Origin of the sequence: Streptomyces sp. BB1-1-1 (genome assembly GCF_031597775.1) — a bacterium.
Classification (GTDB): Bacteria; Actinomycetota; Actinomycetes; order Streptomycetales; family Streptomycetaceae; genus Streptomyces; species Streptomyces thinghirensis.
Genome location: NZ_CP134203.1, coordinates 8,194,347 through 8,211,537 on the forward strand (window position 1 = coordinate 8,194,347; position 17,191 = coordinate 8,211,537).

Sequence of the window (17,191 nt, forward strand, 5' to 3'; positions counted from 1 at the left end):
CCGGCGGAGCAGCGGATCAGCGCCGCGTCATCGCGCCCGGAGTTCCGCCGCGGCCGAGGCGGCGAGGTCCTCCGCCATCCCGCAGAGCTCATCCATGGGCCGCTGCCCCGTGATGTCCAGGCGCACCATCTCGGCGGCGGTCTTGGCGTTCTGGCCGCTGTACCTGCGGTACTCGACGAAGACCGAACAGGTGTCCCCGTCGTCACCCGGTTCCGTCACGGCGCGGTATCCGGCGAGGCTGAGGGCCGTGCCGTCCGCCGCGGACCTGGGCTGGTCCCGGAAGAAGGCCACTTCGGCATCCAGGTCGTCGACGTCGCTCGACCACTCGCAGCTCCAGTTCGCGACGCCGACGTCCGGCACGTCCACCTTGAGGCCGGGAACCGCGGACAGCGCCTTGGCGTCGAGCAGATCGCAGGCGTTCGCCCAGGCCAGCGACGTGCGCGGGTAGGGCGGGGAACGGCGGGGGAGCGGGCCCCGGTCGAGGACCTCGGCGGCGCTCTCGGCGGCCTTGCCGGCGACCGCGCACAGGGTCGCGGTGCCGCCGACCACGGAGCCCTCGCCCATGTTGGCGCGGACCTCGACCAGCGCGCCGTCGGCGTCCGACGTCAGTAGCAGTTGGCACTCCTCGCTCTCCGACTCCTCCTCCAGGATGCCGATCCGCCCGACGGTGCGGGAGGGCGTCGTCCCCTCCGGGGGTGAGCCGTCGAGGAGGCGCATCGAGACGTCGATCCGGGTCCTGTCGTCGACGCTCACGAGCATGTCGCAGCGGTCGAAGTTCCCGTAGTCCGCGTCCACCCTCGCGTCGCCGAACGGTTCGAGCGCGGCGGGGTGGGACAGGGCGCACACGTCGGCCGTGCGCGGATCACCGACCAGTGTGTGCGGTTCGCCGTCCGAGGCGTCCGTCGGCCGGCTCTGGCTGGGCCGGGGCGTGGCCCTGCCGCCGTCGGTGCCGGGGACGAGGGCCGGCCCCAGCGCCAGTAAGGCGCAGACGGCCAGGCCTGCCGCGATCAGCGGTCGCCGCCACCGGCGACGTCCGGTGACGGTCGTGGCCGTGTCCCGGGAGGGTGCCGGTTCGGATCCGGCGACCTGCTCCAGAAGGCGCCCGGCCTCGGCGGCGGAGGGGCGTTGCCGGGGGTCGCGTCGCAGCATGGCGGTGAGCACGGGGTACAGCGGCCCCACGGCGGCGGAGTCCAGCTCGACGACGCCCTGCTCGGCCTTCCAGTACCGCAGGCGCTCCGACTCCTCCCCGTCCTCCGCCGTCCCGGCGGGGGCGTCGTCGTCGGGCGCGCCCCCGCGCGGCGGCGCCCCGGTGACCAGCGCGTAGAGGGTGGCGGCGAGACAGAACACGTCCGAGGCGGGCCGGGGGAGGTTGCCCCGGGCCAGCTCGGGGGCCGCGAAGTCCGGGGTGAAGCTGAACGGGCCGTCGACCGTGATGGTCTCGGTGCCGCCCACCCGGTGAGCGGCGCCGAAGTCCAGCAGCTTCGCGGACCCGTGCCGGGTGACGCCGATGTTGGCGGGCTTGACGTCGCAGTGGACGATGCCCGCCTCGTGCAGGGCGGCCAGCGCGTCGGCGAGCTGGGCGCCGATGCGGGCCGCCCGCTCGGGAGAGACCGTCGGACACCGGTCCAGGCCGCCGCCGGGGACGTACTCCATGACGAACCAGTACGTGCGTGACCCGGGCCCGTCCTGCTCCACAGTCACCACGTCGAAGAGGGTCACCACATGTGGGTGGCCGCGGAACTTGGCCATGGCACGCGGTTCGCCCAGCAGCCGCCGCAGCGCGGTCTCGCTCTCGCCGTCCGTCCGCTCCGGTTTGAGTGCGACGTCCTGGCCGACCACCGTGTCGTGGGCCAGCCACACGTCGCCGCCCCGTCCCGCGCCGACGACCTCCTTGAGGACATAGCGGTCGGCGAACTCCTCACCGGAACGCACGGATCTTCCCCCTCGGTCGAGTCCGGAACGCACACGGCCACGGTCCGGGGCCGCGCGTACGCCTCGAACCTACTGTGCACGGCGGGCCGCACACAGTGTCTACCCAGAGCCTTCACAGTCGCACGCAGCGTGCGCAAACCCGGGACCGGTCAAGCACGGGGACCGGCCCGGGACCGCGAGGCACGGGAGGGGTCCCGACAGGGGCGTCTACCGTGCGCGTTCGGCCCGTTCCGAACACTCCGACGCGAGGAGCCCCGCCATGCCCAGCACCCGGACCGCCGTGCTCGCCGGCATCACCGCGGCCGTCACGACCGCCACGCTCACCCTGAACGCCCACGCCGACACCCGGGCCGCGCACGAGCGGGCGGCGGCCGCCCGGTGCGCGCACCCCGCCGACGTCCTCGACCTGACGGACTGGAAGCTGACCCTGCCCACCGGCGACGACGAGGACCCCACCGAGATAACCCAGCCCGAGCTGGCGGCCTACTCCGCCGAGCCCTGGTTCCGGGCCGAATCCGGCTGCGACGCGGTCAGGTTCCGGGCCGCGGTCAACGGTGTGACGACCGGAGGTTCCAGCTACCCGCGCGCCGAACTGCGCGAGATGACGGAGGGCGGCGAGGACGAGGCCGCCTGGTCCACCACGGACGGCACCCACACGCTCGTGGTCAGGGAGGCGTTCACGGCGCTGCCCGCCGAGCGGCCGTACCTGGTCGGCGCGCAGGTCCACGGCGGGGACGACGACGTCACCGTCTTCCGTCTCGAAGGCAGCAGCCTCTACATCACCGACGGCGACGACCGTCACCACCACCTCGTCACCGACGACTACGACCTGGGCACCGAGTTCGAGGCCAGGTTCGTGGCCGAGAACGGCCGGATCGCCGTGTACTACAACGGCCGCCGCGAGACCACGATCTCGCACGATTCCGACACCAACTACTTCAAGGCAGGCGCCTATACGCAGGCCAACTGCGACAACTCCGAGCCGTGCGCCGACGACAACCACGGCGAGGTCCGCATCTCCCGCATCGAGGTCACCCACTCCTGAACCGGCGCGCGTCCCGGGACCCCTCCCGGGACCTGCGTGCCACGGTGGCGCCGACCGAGGGCACGGGAAGGGGCGCGGCGGATGACGGGGGACGCGACGGGCGTGGAGGGGACACTGCTGATCCGTGCACAGCGGATCAACTCGGCGCTCGTCGTGGACCACAGGCTGGGCGAGGGCGCGTTCGCCGAGGTGTACCGGGTACGGCACCACATCCTCGGCTGGCAGGCGCTGAAGATCTTCAAGCACGTGGCCTCGCTGGAGGCGACCTCCAGGCTCTTCGACGAGGCCCGCATCCTCTCCACCCTGGGACACCCCAACATCATCCGGGTGTTCGACGCGGGCACCGTGCAGACCTCCGAGGGGATGCGCGGCTACATCACCATGGAGTACGTGGCCGGCGGCAGCCTGGAGCGGTTGGTCGACTCGCACTCCGGCGCGGTACCGGTCGGCGAGGCCGCGGCCGTACTGCGGCAGGCAGCGGAAGGGCTCGCCGTCGCTCATGAGCGGCCGCACCCGATCGTGCACCGTGATCTGTCGCTGGCCAACGTGCTCATCACCTACGACGAGTCCGGACTGAGGGTGAAGGTGAGCGACTTCGGGCTGGCCAAGGAGACCGACCCGGGCACGATGGCGGCCAGCGCCCAGGGGACCGTCGCCTACATGCCGCCGGAGGTGCTGCGCCGAGGTACGGGCTACTCGTGCGCCGGGGACGTCTGGGCGCTGGGCACCATCGCGTACTTCCTGCTCACCGCCCACTTCCCGTACAACGGCGGCGACCCGGTGCAGTCCTTCTCGCTGGAGCGGTTCAACCAGCCACTGCTGCCGCCGAGCGCGTTCAACGACGGCGTGGAACCCGAACTGGACCGGCTGGTCGCCGACATGCTGCACGTGGAAGCGGCCGACCGGCCCGCCACGGCCCGTGAGGTCGCCGAACGGGCCAAGGCCTTACGGCAGTCGACGGGGGCGGGGCCGCCACCGCGGGAGACTGCGGTGGAGCGGTCCGTGGAGGAGCAGGTGCGAGCGGTCATCGAGCTCTCTCGGATGCCGGGGCGACTGGCCGATGCCGCCAATCAGCTGGAGGAGACCGTCAGCCGGCATCCCCGGCTCCGGGAACGGCACATGGCTCGGCTGATGACGTGGCGCCGGGGGGTGGTCATGTGAAGGGCGTGACGCGCGAGCAACGGACGTACGGGCAGCGGACGTATGGAGAGCGGATGGACAAGACGACTGCGGGCGACCGGAGGGGCGAGCCGTCCGACTCCCGGAACGGCACCGGAAACCTGTCCCGCTTCACGGATCTGGCCGGAACACGGCTGTACCGCGACAACGCCTTCGCCGTCACCGGGCTCCCCGTCAAAGCGCAGGGGCGCGCCGTACGGCAGCACCGACAGCGGCTGGAGGCCCGGCTCGCGGTCGAGGACACCCGGCCCGCGGATCCGGACTCACCCGTCGCCGGCGCGTTCCGCAAAGAGGAGGTCCGGGCCGCGTTCGAGGAGTTCCAGGACCCCAGGCGCCGGCTGGTCGACGAACTCCTGTGGCGGTGGGGCGAACCCGGACCGGAGTGCGGCTGCCCCGCGTCCGTGCACGAGGAGCACGACGACGCGGTGCGCTTCCACGCGATGGCGCTGGAGGCGGAGACCGGACGAGTCCACGCCGCCACGGACGGACGGGACATGCTCTGGCAGGGCGCGGCCGGCGGCTGGGGAGCGCTGCTGGAACGCACCGAGTTCCGTCGGCACATCGCCCACCGGCTCACGGAGTTGGACGATCCCCGGCTGGGTGAGCACACGGCGGACGACTTCCTCGCCGCACTGCCCCGCCTGCTCGTCTCCCCGTTCCGGGCACTGGCCACCGACCCGGACTTCCGGCCGCGGCTGGCCCGAGTCTGCGCCGGCTGGGCGGAACACAGGGCGTTCTCGGGGCTCTTCGACGAACTCTTCGAGGAGACGGTGGAGGAGACGGTCCAGGACATCATCGACGCCCTGCGGGCCACGAACGAGAAGAAGGACGCCCGGCTCTTCGGGGACGCCGACCTGATCGTGCGGCAGAGGGTGCTCCCGGCGTTCGAACGCTTCGGGGAATTCCGGGCGTTCGTGTCGGACTGGCGGTACGACGACGTCGCGCACATCGTCGCGGTGGGCGTGGGCAACCTCGCGGTGGCGATGCTGGGCTACCACCAGTCCGTCCGGCCGAGTCCCAAGCAGCGGAGCACGGTGGTCGAACTCGCGGAGAGGGCCTACGAAATCGCGCCGGAACGCCACGTGAGGGAATTCAAGGAGAACTGGGACGTCATCTACGACTGGTCCCTGGGCGGCGTTCTCGCGGGCGCGGCACCGGGACAGCCGTCCACCGTCTCGGGCGGTGAATGGTGGGGGTGTCTGCTCGCCGCCCTGATGATCGGTGCGGTGACCGCCCTGTGGGTGACCAGGGGGTGGGAAGCGGGCGTCGGCGCCTTCCTCGTGGTGGGTCTGCTCTACGGCGCCGCCGAGAAGCTCACGGAGTGGTACGCGCGGTTCCGGATCCACCGGGCCGGCAGGAGGTACCGATGACACCCCGCATCCACCGGCGAGCACGCGATGTGCGCGCCCTGCTCGGCCAGTTGAGGCACCCGGCCGAGTTCCGCGTCCCCCGGCCGCTGCTGGAACCGGCCCAGGCCGACTGGGCCGCGGCCGTGCTCGCCGAGGTCGAGGCCGCCGAAGCGCTCGCGGAGCAGGCCCGCACCCCGGAGGGCGCCGGCACGGACGCGTTGCTCGGTGCGGCCATCGGCCTCTGGCGCGCCCAGCGCAAACTCGACCAGGGCACCGGCCCCCTCTCCGCGGCCGACCTGCGGCAAGTGCGCCGCCAGGTCCACGCGAGCCGTCAGGCGCTCGCCGACGACGGGCTGGAGATCCAGGAGCACGACGGCAAGCCGTTCGACTCCGGACAGTCCCTGGAGGTCCTGGTGTTCCAGGACGAACCGGAACTGGACCGCGAGGTCGTGCTGGAGACCGTACGGCCGTCGGTCTACTTCCGTGGCGAACGGATCCGGATGGGCCAGGTCATCGTCGGCAGGCCCGCACCCGAACCACACCCTGGCACGTGACCAAGGAGAACGACCATGCGCGAGACCATCGACTTCGGCATCGACCTCGGCACCACCAACAGCGCCATCGCGGTGGCGGAGGACGACGGTGTACGGGTCATCAAGAACAACGACGGCTGGGACTTCACGCCCTCTGCCGTGTGGGTCCCCAAGGAGGGGGTGATCCACGTGGGGAGGCGGGCCAGGGAACGCACGGAGAGCGATCCCGACAACGCGTACGCCGAGTTCAAACTGGAGATGGGGGCGGCGGGCGCGGGCCGCCTCTTCGAGCGTACGGGCATCACGCTCACGCCCGAGGAGCTCTCCGCCGAGGTGCTCAAGTCCCTGCGGCAGGACGCCGCACACGAGTACGGTCACCAGCCGGAGGCGGCCGTCATCACCGTCCCGGCGTCCTTCGCCCTGAACCAGAACAACGCCACCAGCTCCGCCGCGGCCCTCGCCGGGCTCGGCGAGCACTGCCCGCTGGTGCAGGAGCCGACCGCCGCCGCCATCGCCTACGGCGTGCAGGACACCTCCGATTCCGCCCACTGGATGGTGTTCGACCTGGGCGGCGGCACCTTCGACGCGGCCCTGATGAGCAAGCGCGACGGTGAGCTGCAGCTGATCCAGCACGCCGGCGACCCCTACCTCGGCGGCAAGCTCATCGACTGGGCCCTGGTCGACGACCTGCTGGCCCCCGCGGTGCGGCGGGACCTCGGCCTGGCGGACTTCAGCCGCAACAACCGCCGCCGCTGGCGCAAGAACTTCGCCAAGCTCAAGCTGGAGGCGGAGAACGCCAAGATCGCGCTCTCCCGCGCCGGTTCGGTCGAGATCTCCACCGACCTCGACGACGGCAGCGGCGGCACCGAGCCCTTCGAGTTCACACTGACCCGGGGCGCCCTGGACGATCTGGCCCTGCCGTTCTACACGCGCGCCATCCGGCTCTGCCGGGACGCGCTGGCCCAGAGCTCGCTGCGCCCCGACCACATCGACCGGTTGCTCCTGGTCGGCGGAGCCACCCTCAGCCCCGGGCTGCGCGAACTGCTCGCCGACCCGGTCGAAGGCCCCGGAATCCGTCTCGACCACAGCCAGGACCCCACCACCGTGGTCGCGCGCGGAGCCGCCGTGTTCGCCCGCACGGTCCGGCTGCCCAAGAAGCCGCACAGGGCGGCCCCGGGCGAGTTCGCGATCCAGCTCCACTACCCGGCGCAGTCCGTCGACACCACCGGCATCCCCGTCTCCGGCAAGGTGACCAGCGGCGGCGCGGTGGACTGGGCCCGGTTCACCGTCACCCTCAGCAACCCCGATGGCCGGCCGCCGTTCCGGGGCCCGAGCACCGAACTGGGCACGGACGGCAGCTTCTACACCGAGGTGGCCATCGACGCCGACGCCAGGTCGCGCTTCACCGTGGAGCTGACCGACAACTCCGGCACCCGGCGGAACCTGGCAGGGGACACCTTCTCCATCGCCCACGCGGCCGTCGTCCCCGGCGACGCGGTGCTCACCGGCACCCTCGGCATCGGCAAGGCCGACGGAACCTTCGACCCGCTGCTGCGCAAGGGCACCACGCTGCCGGCCCAGGTGACCAAGCCCTACCGGACGACCATCCCGCTGCGCCGCACCCAGCCGGACGCCGTCATCCGCATCCCCCTGCTGGAGGGCGAGCGCAGGCGCGCCGACCGCAACACCCGGGTGGGGCTGCTCGAGATCCGCCCGCGCGACATCCGGATCGACCTGCCCGCCCAGAGCGAGGTCGAGGTGACCTTCGAGATCCAGGCGAGCAACCGCGAGGTCCTCGTCACCGCCGACATCCCCCTGCTTGAGCAGCAGTTCGAGGCGAGTATCAACCGATCGGAGCTGCTCGCCCCCGAACACTCCGAGCTCGTGGACCGCCTGCACGATCTGGAACAGCGGGCACACCTCCTCCAGGACCAGGCCGAGGAGATCCACTCCGAGCAGGCACGGACGCGGCTGGAGGATCTCTCGGATCAGAAGACCATCCCCCAACTGCGCAAGGAGGTCGACGCGGCGGCCGTCGACACGGGCGCCGCCGTCACCAGCGACCGGCGGATCCGCGACGTGGAGGCACAGCTCGACGACATCGAGGAGGCGATCGAGATCCCGGGACTGCAACGCGAACTGTGGGATCTGCTCAGCGCCTGCGAGGACATCGTCGAGCAGGTCGGCGGCGGCCCGTCGGACCGGCGGGAGCTGCAGAGCATGCGCGACCGCGCCAGTTCGCTCGGCGACGACGCGACCCCGGCGGACCTGCGGCGGCTCATCAAGCGGGCCGGGGAATTCCATGTCGAACTGCTGCGCCGCACCGACCAGTGGGAGTACGCCGTCTTCCACGCGCTGGTCGAGATGCGCGACGAGATGTTCTCCCGCGCCCAGGCGGACGCCGCGATCCTGGAGGGACGGCGCGCCGTTGCGGCGGGCGACCGCCGCGCCCTCGCCGGTGTCAATGAGCGGTTGCGCCGACTGCTGCCCCCGGGAGCCGCCGAGGAGGCCGAGCGGCTCTCCGGCGGTATCAACTAGTCAGCCCACGAGGGCACGAGGAGTCGACGGTGTCCACATCCCGAATCCCGACGGGTGTCCCGCCCGGCGCGATCCTGTCCACCGGCAAGGAGGGCACGGTGACGGACGGCGCTGGGCCGGGCCGTCCGGAAACCGGCGTCGCGGAATCCGGGGCCACGGCCCCCGCCGCCGAGTCGCTCCGGGTCGCGCTGCTCGTCTCGCGTGCCCGGACGGCGGCCCGCTCCGGCGACCCGGACGGTGCCCTGCGCCTGCTGCACGAGGCCGACCAGCCCGGCGTCGCGACGCATCGGGACGTACTCGACCTGCTGGCCCGTGTGTACGCGCAGCGGGGAGACCTGGCCCGGTCGGCGGAGTACTGGCGGCGGGTCCAGGAACGGCGACCGGGGGATCCGGCCGCGGCGGCCGGGCTGGCGAGGATCGACCGGCTCGGCCGACGCGGCCCGCGAGCGGCACTCTCCCGGCACCGCGCCGGCACGGCACTGGCCGCCGCGGTCTGCGCCGTGGCCGCGATCACGGCCTGCGCGGTCGTGCTCACCGACGGCGCGGGCGGAGGCACGACGCAGGCGGGTCCGTCGCGGGCCGAGAGCGCGGAACAGCTCGCCGAGCGCCTCGACGCCGAACGCCGGGCGGAGCGGGCACGAGACGAAGTCCGCGAGACGGCCCGCCGGACGGAGGCGGCCACGGCGCTGGCCGACACCCTGCGGGCGCCCGGCATCAGCCCGGTGGTGCAGGCGAGTTCCGTGGAGGTCACCTTCGCCGACGGGCTGTTCTCCGAGGGCGCTCAGCTGACCCCGACCGGCGCCGAACGGCTCACCCGGCTCGGGGAACGACTGGCCGGGCGGACGGTGCGTGTCGAGATCTACGGCCAGACCGCTACCGTGCCCGGCGCCCCGACCAGCGGCGGCTCCGTCCTCTCCCTCTGGCGCGCCCTCATCGCCGCCCGGGAGCTGAGCGCCGCCAGCGGCAAGCCCCTCACCGCCTTCACCACGGCCAGCGCGGACCAGCGCGACGCGGCGCACGCGACCGACGCGAGGAACCGGACGGTCACGGTGGTGATCACGCCCGGATAGCCGACGGCTCCGCTCAACCGAAGATGTCGTGCGTGCGGCGGTAGAGCGCGTCCGTGTGGTCGCGGACGTCCCGGTACACCGCCTCGAGCCGGCGGTAGAGGTCGTGGTTGTCCCGGTCCGGGAGGAAGACCTCGCCGGGGCGGACCATCTGGGTGACGGCCTCCTCGAAGTCGGCGTACACGCCGAGGCCCACGGCCGCGCAGACCGCGGCACCCAGGCCCGCGGCACTGGACGCTTCGGCGCGGCGGGCCGGGATGCCGTGCACGTCGGCGTGGATCTGCATCATCAGATCGGAGCGTGCGCCGCCACCGGAGACGATGACCTCGCGGTACGAGGTGCCGAGTTCCTCCGCCATGCGTTCCGTCGTGTCGTGGATCGTCATCGCGAGGGCTTCGAGGATCGACCGGTAGATGTGGAAGCGGCTGTGGCGTCCGTCGAAGCCCAGTCCTCCACGCTCAGCCCGGCCGCGCGCGCCGCGGCGGTGACCTCCTCGCCGAGCAGGTCGCGGTGCCAGCTGACCGTCCACATGCCGCGCCGCACTCCGCCGGACTCGTACAGGTAGGAGCGCGGCACGGAGGCGTAGTTGACCTAGCCGAGGGCCTCGGCCGCCTTGTCGTTGGCCGTGGCGACCACGGGTACGCCGGCGGGGATGCCCGTGTGCCGCGCCGCGGCGTCGGTGACCTCTCCGAGGATGTCGCCGGGCAGCACGAGGTCGAAGAGGAGCTCGCGCCGCATGCCGAGTTCGGCGATCTCCGCGTCGTCGTCGGTCCACCGCCAGGTGTCCGGGTCGAGGGGCCACCTGCCCGCGTAGTTGGCCGCCGTGTCACGGAAGTTCCCCGTCAACCGGTGACTGATGTAGCCGGAGCTGGTCGTGACGCGGGCGGCCTGCGGATTCGTGTCCGTGTACGGCAGGCCGACGCGCTCGTCCATCCAGCTCATGACGGGCTGGGCCAGCGTGCCGTCCGCCTTGAGTACGGCGTGGCAGAAGCGGATCGTGCAGAGCCCCACCCCCGCGATGTCCGCCGGGTCCCCGTCGAACGAGGCGAGCGCGGCCCGGCTCGCGACGCCGATCGACGTCCACAGGTCGTCGTCCGGATGCTCCACGACGCCCGGGCGCGGTGTGTCGTAGGGGCGCAGCGCGGCACGGCCCTCGCTGACGGCACGCCCGTGGGCGTCGAACACGGTCACGCCGGCGCCGGCCCGTGGCGTCCGGCCCGGACGCCACGGGCCGGACGGCCGACGTTCGGCCAGGGCCCGACGGTCGCCGCGCTCACCCCGCGGCCGGCTACTCGGCGGGGTCCTCTTCCGTCCGCCGGACGGCGCGCTTGACCTCGCTCTCGACGGCTTCCGCCGACTGGCCGCTGACCGTGGCGTGATCGGCGATCGCCGCCTGCGCGGCCTGGGCGGCCTCCTGCCAGGCCCGGTGCTGTACGTCGAACTCCTCGCCGTCGAGTCCGGCGAGGCGCGCACGCTGCTCTTCCGCCGCCCGCTCAAGGACGATCAGGTCATGGGGAATGTCCACGCTCCCGATCCTAGGCCCGGACGCGGCGATGCCCCATCGACGACCCGCGGCCCGTGCGACCGGTCAGCCCCCGACCGTGGCGGCCCGCGGCGCCGGCACCGGTGCCCGGGAGGCTGCCGAGAACCCTGTCGAGAAGTTGTCCTCGACCTCGGCCCTCTCGGCCGCGTTCGGGTAGGGATTGGTGCACGGGACGCCCGCGGTGGAGCCCGACATCAAGCTGGAACAGGGGCCGGGCTTGCGGTCCGGCAGGCCCAGGATGTGGCCGAGCTCGTGGGACGAGATGCGCACCGTGTTGTAGCCCTGGTTCACGGCCTGGCGTCCGATGTAGACGGTGCCGTTGCCCAGGGAGGTGGGCAGGGCGCGCGGCCAGCCGTTGTCGGCGAGGATCCGGATGTTGGCGCGCTGCCCGGATGCGGCGGGACGCAGTTCCACGCCGTCGACGCTCTCGTTCCAGATGGCCGCGCCCCGGTCGACCGCGGACGCGAACTCCGCGGAGCCGCTCGCGTCGTAGGTGAGCACCCGGGCGGCGGACAGGGGGAGCGTGGTGCCGCCGGACGGTTCGGCGGCCACGGCCTGGCCGCTCAGCAGGGGGAGCGACAGCAGCAGAGCCGCGGCCAGGCCGCCGGTCAGGGTACGGACGTGCATGATTCGACCTCCTTGTGGGGGAAGGGCAGTCGTGTGCATGACACCATCTGGCTCCCTGCCCACCGCACACGGTCGCCAATCCGCCAATCCGACACTGCGGCTCGGCTCGGCCGGGCTCGGCATGTCGCGGGACGGGCCGTCAGCGTATGCGGTGGGTTTCCCAGAAGGGGCCGAGGTCCTCGTCCGTCAGGGCCTGGGCGGCCTTCTTGAAGTCTGCGGTGGTGGAGACGCCGTACCAGTGGTCCTGGGCGTATCGCTTGAGGAGCAGTGCCATGGTGTCGGCCCCGAGCGTGCGTTCGAGGTCGGCCAGGGCGCAGGGTCCGGCCGTGTAGACGAGGTGGTACTCGCCGGGGTGCCGCGACCAGTAGGCCATCGAGGCGGTCAGCGCGGTGCTGTCGTCGGGCCAGTAGACGTCCGACCAGCAGTCGCGGGTGTCCCAGCCGTGGAAGCGGGCATTGGCGTACTGGGCGAAGCTCTCGTCCAGCCAGGGTGAGGCGTACTCGTCGTTGCCGACGATGCCGTACCACCACTGGTGCGCCACCTCGTGGACGACGGCGCTGCCCTCCTCGGTGGTGCCCAGGAGGACGAGGCCGGGGTACTCCATGCCGCCGCCGAAGCCGCTGGTCATCACCAGGTCGATCTCGCCGTACGGGTAGCGGCCGAACTCCCTGCCGAACCGGTCGATCGAGGCGACGGCGTCCACGCGGTTGAGGCGCACGCCCGCGGCGGGGGTGTCGGGTGCCCAGTACGACTTCACCCGCACGCCGCCGGGCGTCGTCTCCGTCGCCGTGCGGAACGGACCCGCGGCCCAGGCGAAGTCCCGCACCCGGTTCGCGACGCTGAGCGTGACCGTGCGGCCGGTCCCGCCGGGAAGGGTGCGGGTGTGGCCGGTTGCCGGCACCTTGAGTGCCGACGGATGGTCGAGACGGACCCGGAAGTCGCCCGTCAGGGCGTAGAAGCTCTCGCCCGTCGCCACGTACGGGTCGAGGTGCCACCCCTTCGCGTCGTGCACGGCGAGCACCGGCAGCGCGTTGCCCAGGAAGCGGTAGGCGCCCTCGCGGCCGAAGCGGGCGTTGCGGTCGGGGACGGTGATGGAGACGTCGAAGGCGACGGACGTCCGCTGACCGCGCGCGAGCGGCTTCGGCAGAGCGATGCGCAGGGCCGTGCAGTTCACGGCGAGGCCGTCCGGTTTGCCACCGTCCACGTGCGAGACCGTGACGGGGGAGCGCGCGTCGGGTGTACCGCACTGGTCCTCGCCGTTGCCCCACAGACGGAGGTACACCTCGCGCAGCGGACGGTCGGACGCGTTCCGGAACGACACCCGCTGCCGTCCGGTCCAGTGGCCGCCGTCGGCGTCGGAGCGCAGCGTCACGTCGTAGCGAGCGCGATCGGGCGTCGCGGCGGCCCTCGACACGTCCGGCCCCCCGGTCGTCGAGCCGGCGTCACTCGCGCCGAAGGCGACCGACACGACCAGCACCAGCAGCACGACGAACAGGCGACGACCGGACGGGAACGACCACACGGCTGAGGGCGTCATGCCAGCGGATACTGCCACATCACGCCCGGTTCCGCGCGGAGTTGGGTGGTTCGCACGCCCGATGATCGCGGTCGGCTCGACGGGGTGGTCCGCCGCCGGGCGAAGCGGTCACCGGATCGGACGGGGAGGCGCGGGCTCCGGGGTCGTCCGGGTGGGTCGGGTCCGCGAGCGGAAGGTACGGCGGTAGGCGTCCGGCGGCACACCGACCGTCCGGTGGAAGTGCCGGCGCAGCGTCGTGGCGGTGCCCATGCCGGTTGCCGTCGCGATCGCGTCGATGGTGTCGTCGCTGGTCTCCAGCAGTTCCTGCGCGTGGCGGATGCGTTGGGTGAGCAGCCACCGCAGCGGGGTGGTGCCGGTCGCCGACCTGAAGTGGCGGCCCAGGTGGCGCGAGCTCATGCGTGCCTGGCGGGCCAGGTCCTCGACGGTGAGCGGGTGGTCGAGGCGCTGCAGGATCCAGGGGAAGAGCTCGGCGAGCGGGTGGTTGGCCGGGGCGGGGACCGGAGTGGTCACGAACTGGGCCTGCCCGCCGTCCCGGTGGGGCGGCACGACCAGGCGGCGGGCGAGCCTGTTGGCGACCGACGAGCCGTGGTCGAGGCGGACGAGATGGAGGCACAGGTCCATGGCCGCTGCCTTGCCGGCGGAGGTGAGCACGCTGCCGTTGTCGACGTAGAGGACGTCCGCGTCCACCGTCACCCGTGGGTGGCGCCGGGCCAGTTCCTCGGTGTGGGCCCAGTGCGTGGTCGCGCGCTTGCCGTCCAGCAGGCCGGCGGCGGCCAGCACGAAGGCACCCGTGCACAGGGAGACCACACGCGCGCCGGCCTCGTGGGCCGCGCGCACCGCCTCGACCAGTTCGGCCGGCGGATCCCGGTCGATGTCGGCCCACCCGGGCACGACGACGGTGTCGGCGTGCGGGAGGTGGTCGAGTCCGTGGTCGGGCTCCAGCCGGAAGCGGCCGACCCGCACGGGGCCCGGGCCGCAGACCGAGAGGCGGTACCAGGGGTCGACCATGTCCGCCGGTCCGGTCCCGAAGACCTCGCACGCCAAGGACAGTTCGAAATGCAGCATGCCGTCGGTGGCGGCCAGCGCGACAGTGGTCATGTCCGGAATTGTATGGGTGATGGCGTTCCGGACAGTAGTGGCGGGGGCCGGTTCTCGTGAGGATGTTCGTGTCGGAGCGCAGCGGGTCGTTCGAGTGAAGGGGAGAACTCATGGAGTCGGGCCAGACAGTGGCGGTGTTCGGCGCGTACGGGCACACCGGGCGGTTCGTGGTCGCAGAGCTGAGAGAGCGTGGCTTCCGCCTCGTCCTCTCCGGTCGCGACGTCGGCAAACTGAAGGAACTGGCATACGAGACGGGGCTGGAGGCCCGCCCGGCGTCGGTCGACGACCCTGCCTCGCTCGACCGTGCGCTTGCCGGAGCGGCGGCCGTGATCAACTGCGCCGGCCCCTTCGCCGTGACGGCCGCACCGGTGATCGAGGCGGCCCTGCGGGCGGGACTCCCGTACCTCGACGTGGCGGCCGAGATCGAGGCCAACGCCGACACCTTCGCCCACTTCGCCGACCGGGCCCGGGACGCCGGGGCAGTGATCGTCCCGGCGATGGCCTTCTTCGGCGGACTCGGCGACCTGCTGGCCTCCGCCGCGATGGGTGACTGGACGGTGGCCGACGAGGCGCACATCGCCTACGCACTGAGCGACTGGCACCCCACCACCGGCACCCGCACGGCGGGCGCCGTCTCACGGCAGCGGCGCGACGGCCGGCGGGTGCGCTACACCGGCGGGCGGTTGGAGTACACGAACGACGCCGCGCGGACCGAGGACTGGCCCTTCCCCGCCCCCGTGGGACCGCGCCCCGTGATCGCGGAGTTCACGATGGCCGACGTCGTGACCATACCGAGCCACCTGACCGTTCCCGAAGTGCGCACCTACATGACGGTCGAGGCGGCCCGCGACATCGCCGCCCCGGACACGCCGACACCGGCCGCGGTGGACGAGCGCGGGCGGTCCGCCCAGACCTTCCTCGTCGACGTCCTGGTGCGCTCGGGTGACACCGAACGGCGCGCCGTGGCCCGGGGACAGGACATCTACGCCGTCACCGCGCCGCTGGTGGTGGAAGCGCTCGGCCGTGTCCTCGACGGACGTGCCGCCGCGGTCGGGGTCGTCTCCGCGGGCGAGGCCTTCGACGCGGCGGACTTCCTCCGCGCGCTGTCCCCGCACATCAGCCTGGAACTGCACCCGTAGGAGGGCGCGGAGCCGGAGGACCGATCGGGAACGGGTCCTGCACGGGGACGGCGCGGCGGTGCGTCGTCGGAAGCCGCGCGACGAGCCTCAGAGCGGATTGAGGCGGGCCTTGAGCAGGCAGAACTCGTTGCCTTCGGGGTCGGTCAGGACATGCCACTGCTCCTGCCCCGTCTGGCCGATGTCGGCCGGGCGCGCACCCAGCGCGAGAAGGCGTTCCAGCTCGGCGTCCTGATCCCGGTCGGTGGCGTTGACGTCGATGTGCAGCCGGGACTTCCCCTTCTCCGGCTCGTCCCTGCGACTGAGGATGATGGTCGGCTGCGGGCCACCGAACCCCTCGCGCGGCCCGATCTCCAGCGTGCCGTCGTCCTCGCGATCGAGCACGACGAAGTCCAGGACCTCGCACCAGAACCGCGCCAGCACCTCGGGGTCGCGGCAACCGAGCACAAGTTCACTGATACGACATGCCATTGACGAAACCTACTCTCAGTTCTGTGGAAGGCAGGGGAGTCCGTACACGAACCCCATGGCACCCAGCAGCGACAACAATGCCGCGACCGTACCGGACGAAGTACTCGTCATCGAGCGTCGGGGACGAGAACGACCTTGCCTGTCGTTTCCCGCGCCTCCAGGGCGGCGTGCGCGGCTGCGGCCTGCGACAGGGGGAAGGTCTGGAAGGCGGGCACCAGGCTCCCCTCGGCGGCCGCCGCGAGTGCGCGAGCCTCGTCGGCGGGCGCGTCCTGGCCCGCCAACAGCAGGGTTAGCGCGTCGGTGAAGCGTACGCCGCGCTCCTTCAGCTCCGCCTCGCCCGGGCGGAACTCCTCCCGGGAGGCCGCACCGATGCTGAGGTGGCGCCCGCCTCCGGCCAGCAGTCCGAAGGCGGCCCGTCCTTTGCCGCCCTCGACCCCGTCCAGAACGACCGTGACACCGCGCGGGCCCAGGGACTCGCGGACCGTGTCCGCCCAGTCCGGCAGGTTGTAGTCGACCGCGACATCGGCGCCCAGTTCCCGCACGGCCGCCGTCTTGGCCGGACCGCCCGCCGCGCCGATCACCGTGGCGCCGAGGCGGAGGGCGAACTGGACGACCAGACGGCCGATCCCACCGGCGGCGGACGTGACCAGAACGACGTCGTCGGAGGTGAGCTCCGCGATGTCGAGCAGGCCGATGGCGGTGGTGCCGGTGACGACCATCGTGACGGCGGCCTCGTAGCCCAGTCCGGCCGGGATCCGGTGCAGGGACGCGACGTCGGCGGCGGCCAGCTCGGCGTAGCCGCCCGGCCTGCCGTGAGAGGTCACCACCTTGGCGCCGATCCAGGCCGTGTCCACGTCCGGCCCGACCGACTCGACGACGCCGGCCACCTCGCCCCCGAAGACCGCCGGAAGCTGGGGAAGCGGCGGACCGATCTGAAGTCCTTCGCGCAGCGCCGTCTCGATCTGGTGGACTCCCGCGGCCCTCACCGAGACGAGGACCTCGCCCGGACCCGGAACCGGATCGGGCATCGTCTCGTGACGGAGGTTGTCAGCGGGTCCGAACTCGTGCAGCACGACGGCGCGCATGGCCGTTCCTTCCAGGAGGCCGGCAGAAGAACTCCCACTCTGCGACCTCGA

Annotated in this window: 16 protein-coding genes; 7 read left to right on the forward strand and 9 right to left on the reverse strand. The window is 72.4% G+C overall.

The window, feature by feature from the left end; translation table 11 throughout:
* Positions 1 to 27: 27 nt before the first annotated feature.
* Positions 28 to 1,932, reverse strand: a complete 1,905-nt coding sequence (locus RI578_RS37615; protein WP_310875274.1) for a serine/threonine-protein kinase — start codon at positions 1,930 to 1,932, stop codon at positions 28 to 30.
* A gap of 259 nt (positions 1,933 to 2,191) precedes the next feature.
* Between RI578_RS37615 and RI578_RS37620 the strand changes: the two genes are divergently transcribed.
* From RI578_RS37620 to RI578_RS37645, 6 genes are all read left to right on the forward strand, one after another.
* Entirely contained in the window at positions 2,192 to 2,977 is a 786-nt protein-coding gene (locus tag RI578_RS37620; protein ID WP_310875275.1) for a polysaccharide lyase family 7 protein, read from the forward strand.
* Between the two features lie 81 nt (positions 2,978 to 3,058).
* Entirely contained in the window at positions 3,059 to 4,138 is a 1,080-nt protein-coding gene (locus RI578_RS37625; RefSeq protein ID WP_310875276.1) for a protein kinase domain-containing protein, read from the forward strand.
* A gap of 53 nt (positions 4,139 to 4,191) precedes the next feature.
* A complete protein-coding gene (locus RI578_RS37630) occupies positions 4,192 to 5,526 on the forward strand; it encodes a hypothetical protein (RefSeq protein ID WP_310875277.1) in 1,335 nt (444 codons plus the stop codon).
* Complete coding sequence (locus tag RI578_RS37635) at positions 5,523 to 6,059, forward strand: hypothetical protein (RefSeq protein ID WP_310875278.1); 537 nt, start codon at positions 5,523 to 5,525, stop codon at positions 6,057 to 6,059. The genes RI578_RS37630 and RI578_RS37635 overlap by 4 nt, the downstream gene beginning before the upstream one ends.
* A 15-nt stretch (positions 6,060 to 6,074) precedes the next feature.
* Positions 6,075 to 8,576, forward strand: coding sequence for an Hsp70 family protein (locus tag RI578_RS37640; protein WP_310875279.1), 2,502 nt, complete (start codon positions 6,075 to 6,077; stop codon positions 8,574 to 8,576).
* A 29-nt stretch (positions 8,577 to 8,605) separates the two neighbouring features.
* Positions 8,606 to 9,646 carry a hypothetical protein gene (locus RI578_RS37645; RefSeq protein WP_310875280.1) on the forward strand — a complete coding sequence of 347 codons (1,041 nt, stop codon included), beginning with the start codon at positions 8,606 to 8,608 and terminating at the stop codon, positions 9,644 to 9,646.
* A gap of 13 nt (positions 9,647 to 9,659) precedes the next feature.
* On the opposite strand, the gene RI578_RS37650 is transcribed toward RI578_RS37645, so the two are convergent.
* From RI578_RS37650 to RI578_RS37675, 6 genes are all read right to left on the reverse strand, one after another.
* Positions 9,660 to 10,172 (reverse strand): FGGY-family carbohydrate kinase, encoded by a 513-nt coding sequence (locus tag RI578_RS37650; protein WP_310875281.1) that lies wholly within the window; start codon positions 10,170 to 10,172, stop codon positions 9,660 to 9,662.
* A gap of 62 nt (positions 10,173 to 10,234) precedes the next feature.
* On the reverse strand, positions 10,235 to 10,834 hold the full coding sequence (locus tag RI578_RS37655; protein ID WP_310875282.1) for an FGGY family carbohydrate kinase: 600 nt from the start codon (positions 10,832 to 10,834) through the stop codon (positions 10,235 to 10,237).
* A 97-nt stretch (positions 10,835 to 10,931) separates the two neighbouring features.
* Positions 10,932 to 11,168 carry a hypothetical protein gene (locus RI578_RS37660; RefSeq protein WP_310875283.1) on the reverse strand — a complete coding sequence of 79 codons (237 nt, stop codon included), beginning with the start codon at positions 11,166 to 11,168 and terminating at the stop codon, positions 10,932 to 10,934.
* 63 nt (positions 11,169 to 11,231) lie between these two features.
* Positions 11,232 to 11,813, reverse strand: coding sequence for a snapalysin family zinc-dependent metalloprotease (locus RI578_RS37665; RefSeq protein ID WP_310875284.1), 582 nt, complete (start codon positions 11,811 to 11,813; stop codon positions 11,232 to 11,234).
* A 139-nt stretch (positions 11,814 to 11,952) separates the two neighbouring features.
* On the reverse strand, positions 11,953 to 13,350 hold the full coding sequence (locus RI578_RS37670; RefSeq protein ID WP_310875285.1) for a M1 family metallopeptidase: 1,398 nt from the start codon (positions 13,348 to 13,350) through the stop codon (positions 11,953 to 11,955).
* 108 nt (positions 13,351 to 13,458) lie between these two features.
* Positions 13,459 to 14,448 carry a helix-turn-helix domain-containing protein gene (locus RI578_RS37675; protein ID WP_310875286.1) on the reverse strand — a complete coding sequence of 330 codons (990 nt, stop codon included), beginning with the start codon at positions 14,446 to 14,448 and terminating at the stop codon, positions 13,459 to 13,461.
* A 110-nt stretch (positions 14,449 to 14,558) separates the two neighbouring features.
* Between RI578_RS37675 and RI578_RS37680 the strand changes: the two genes are divergently transcribed.
* Positions 14,559 to 15,587 carry a saccharopine dehydrogenase NADP-binding domain-containing protein gene (locus RI578_RS37680; protein WP_310875287.1) on the forward strand — a complete coding sequence of 343 codons (1,029 nt, stop codon included), beginning with the start codon at positions 14,559 to 14,561 and terminating at the stop codon, positions 15,585 to 15,587.
* Positions 15,588 to 15,674: 87 nt separating this feature from the next.
* Here RI578_RS37680 and RI578_RS37685 read toward each other — a convergent pair whose 3' ends face one another.
* Positions 15,675 to 16,055, reverse strand: a complete 381-nt coding sequence (locus tag RI578_RS37685; protein WP_310875288.1) for a VOC family protein — start codon at positions 16,053 to 16,055, stop codon at positions 15,675 to 15,677.
* Positions 16,056 to 16,162: 107 nt separating this feature from the next.
* Positions 16,163 to 17,140: a zinc-binding dehydrogenase gene (locus RI578_RS37690; RefSeq protein ID WP_310875289.1), complete on the reverse strand. Its 978-nt coding sequence runs from the start codon at positions 17,138 to 17,140 to the stop codon at positions 16,163 to 16,165.
* Positions 17,141 to 17,191 lie beyond the last annotated feature (51 nt).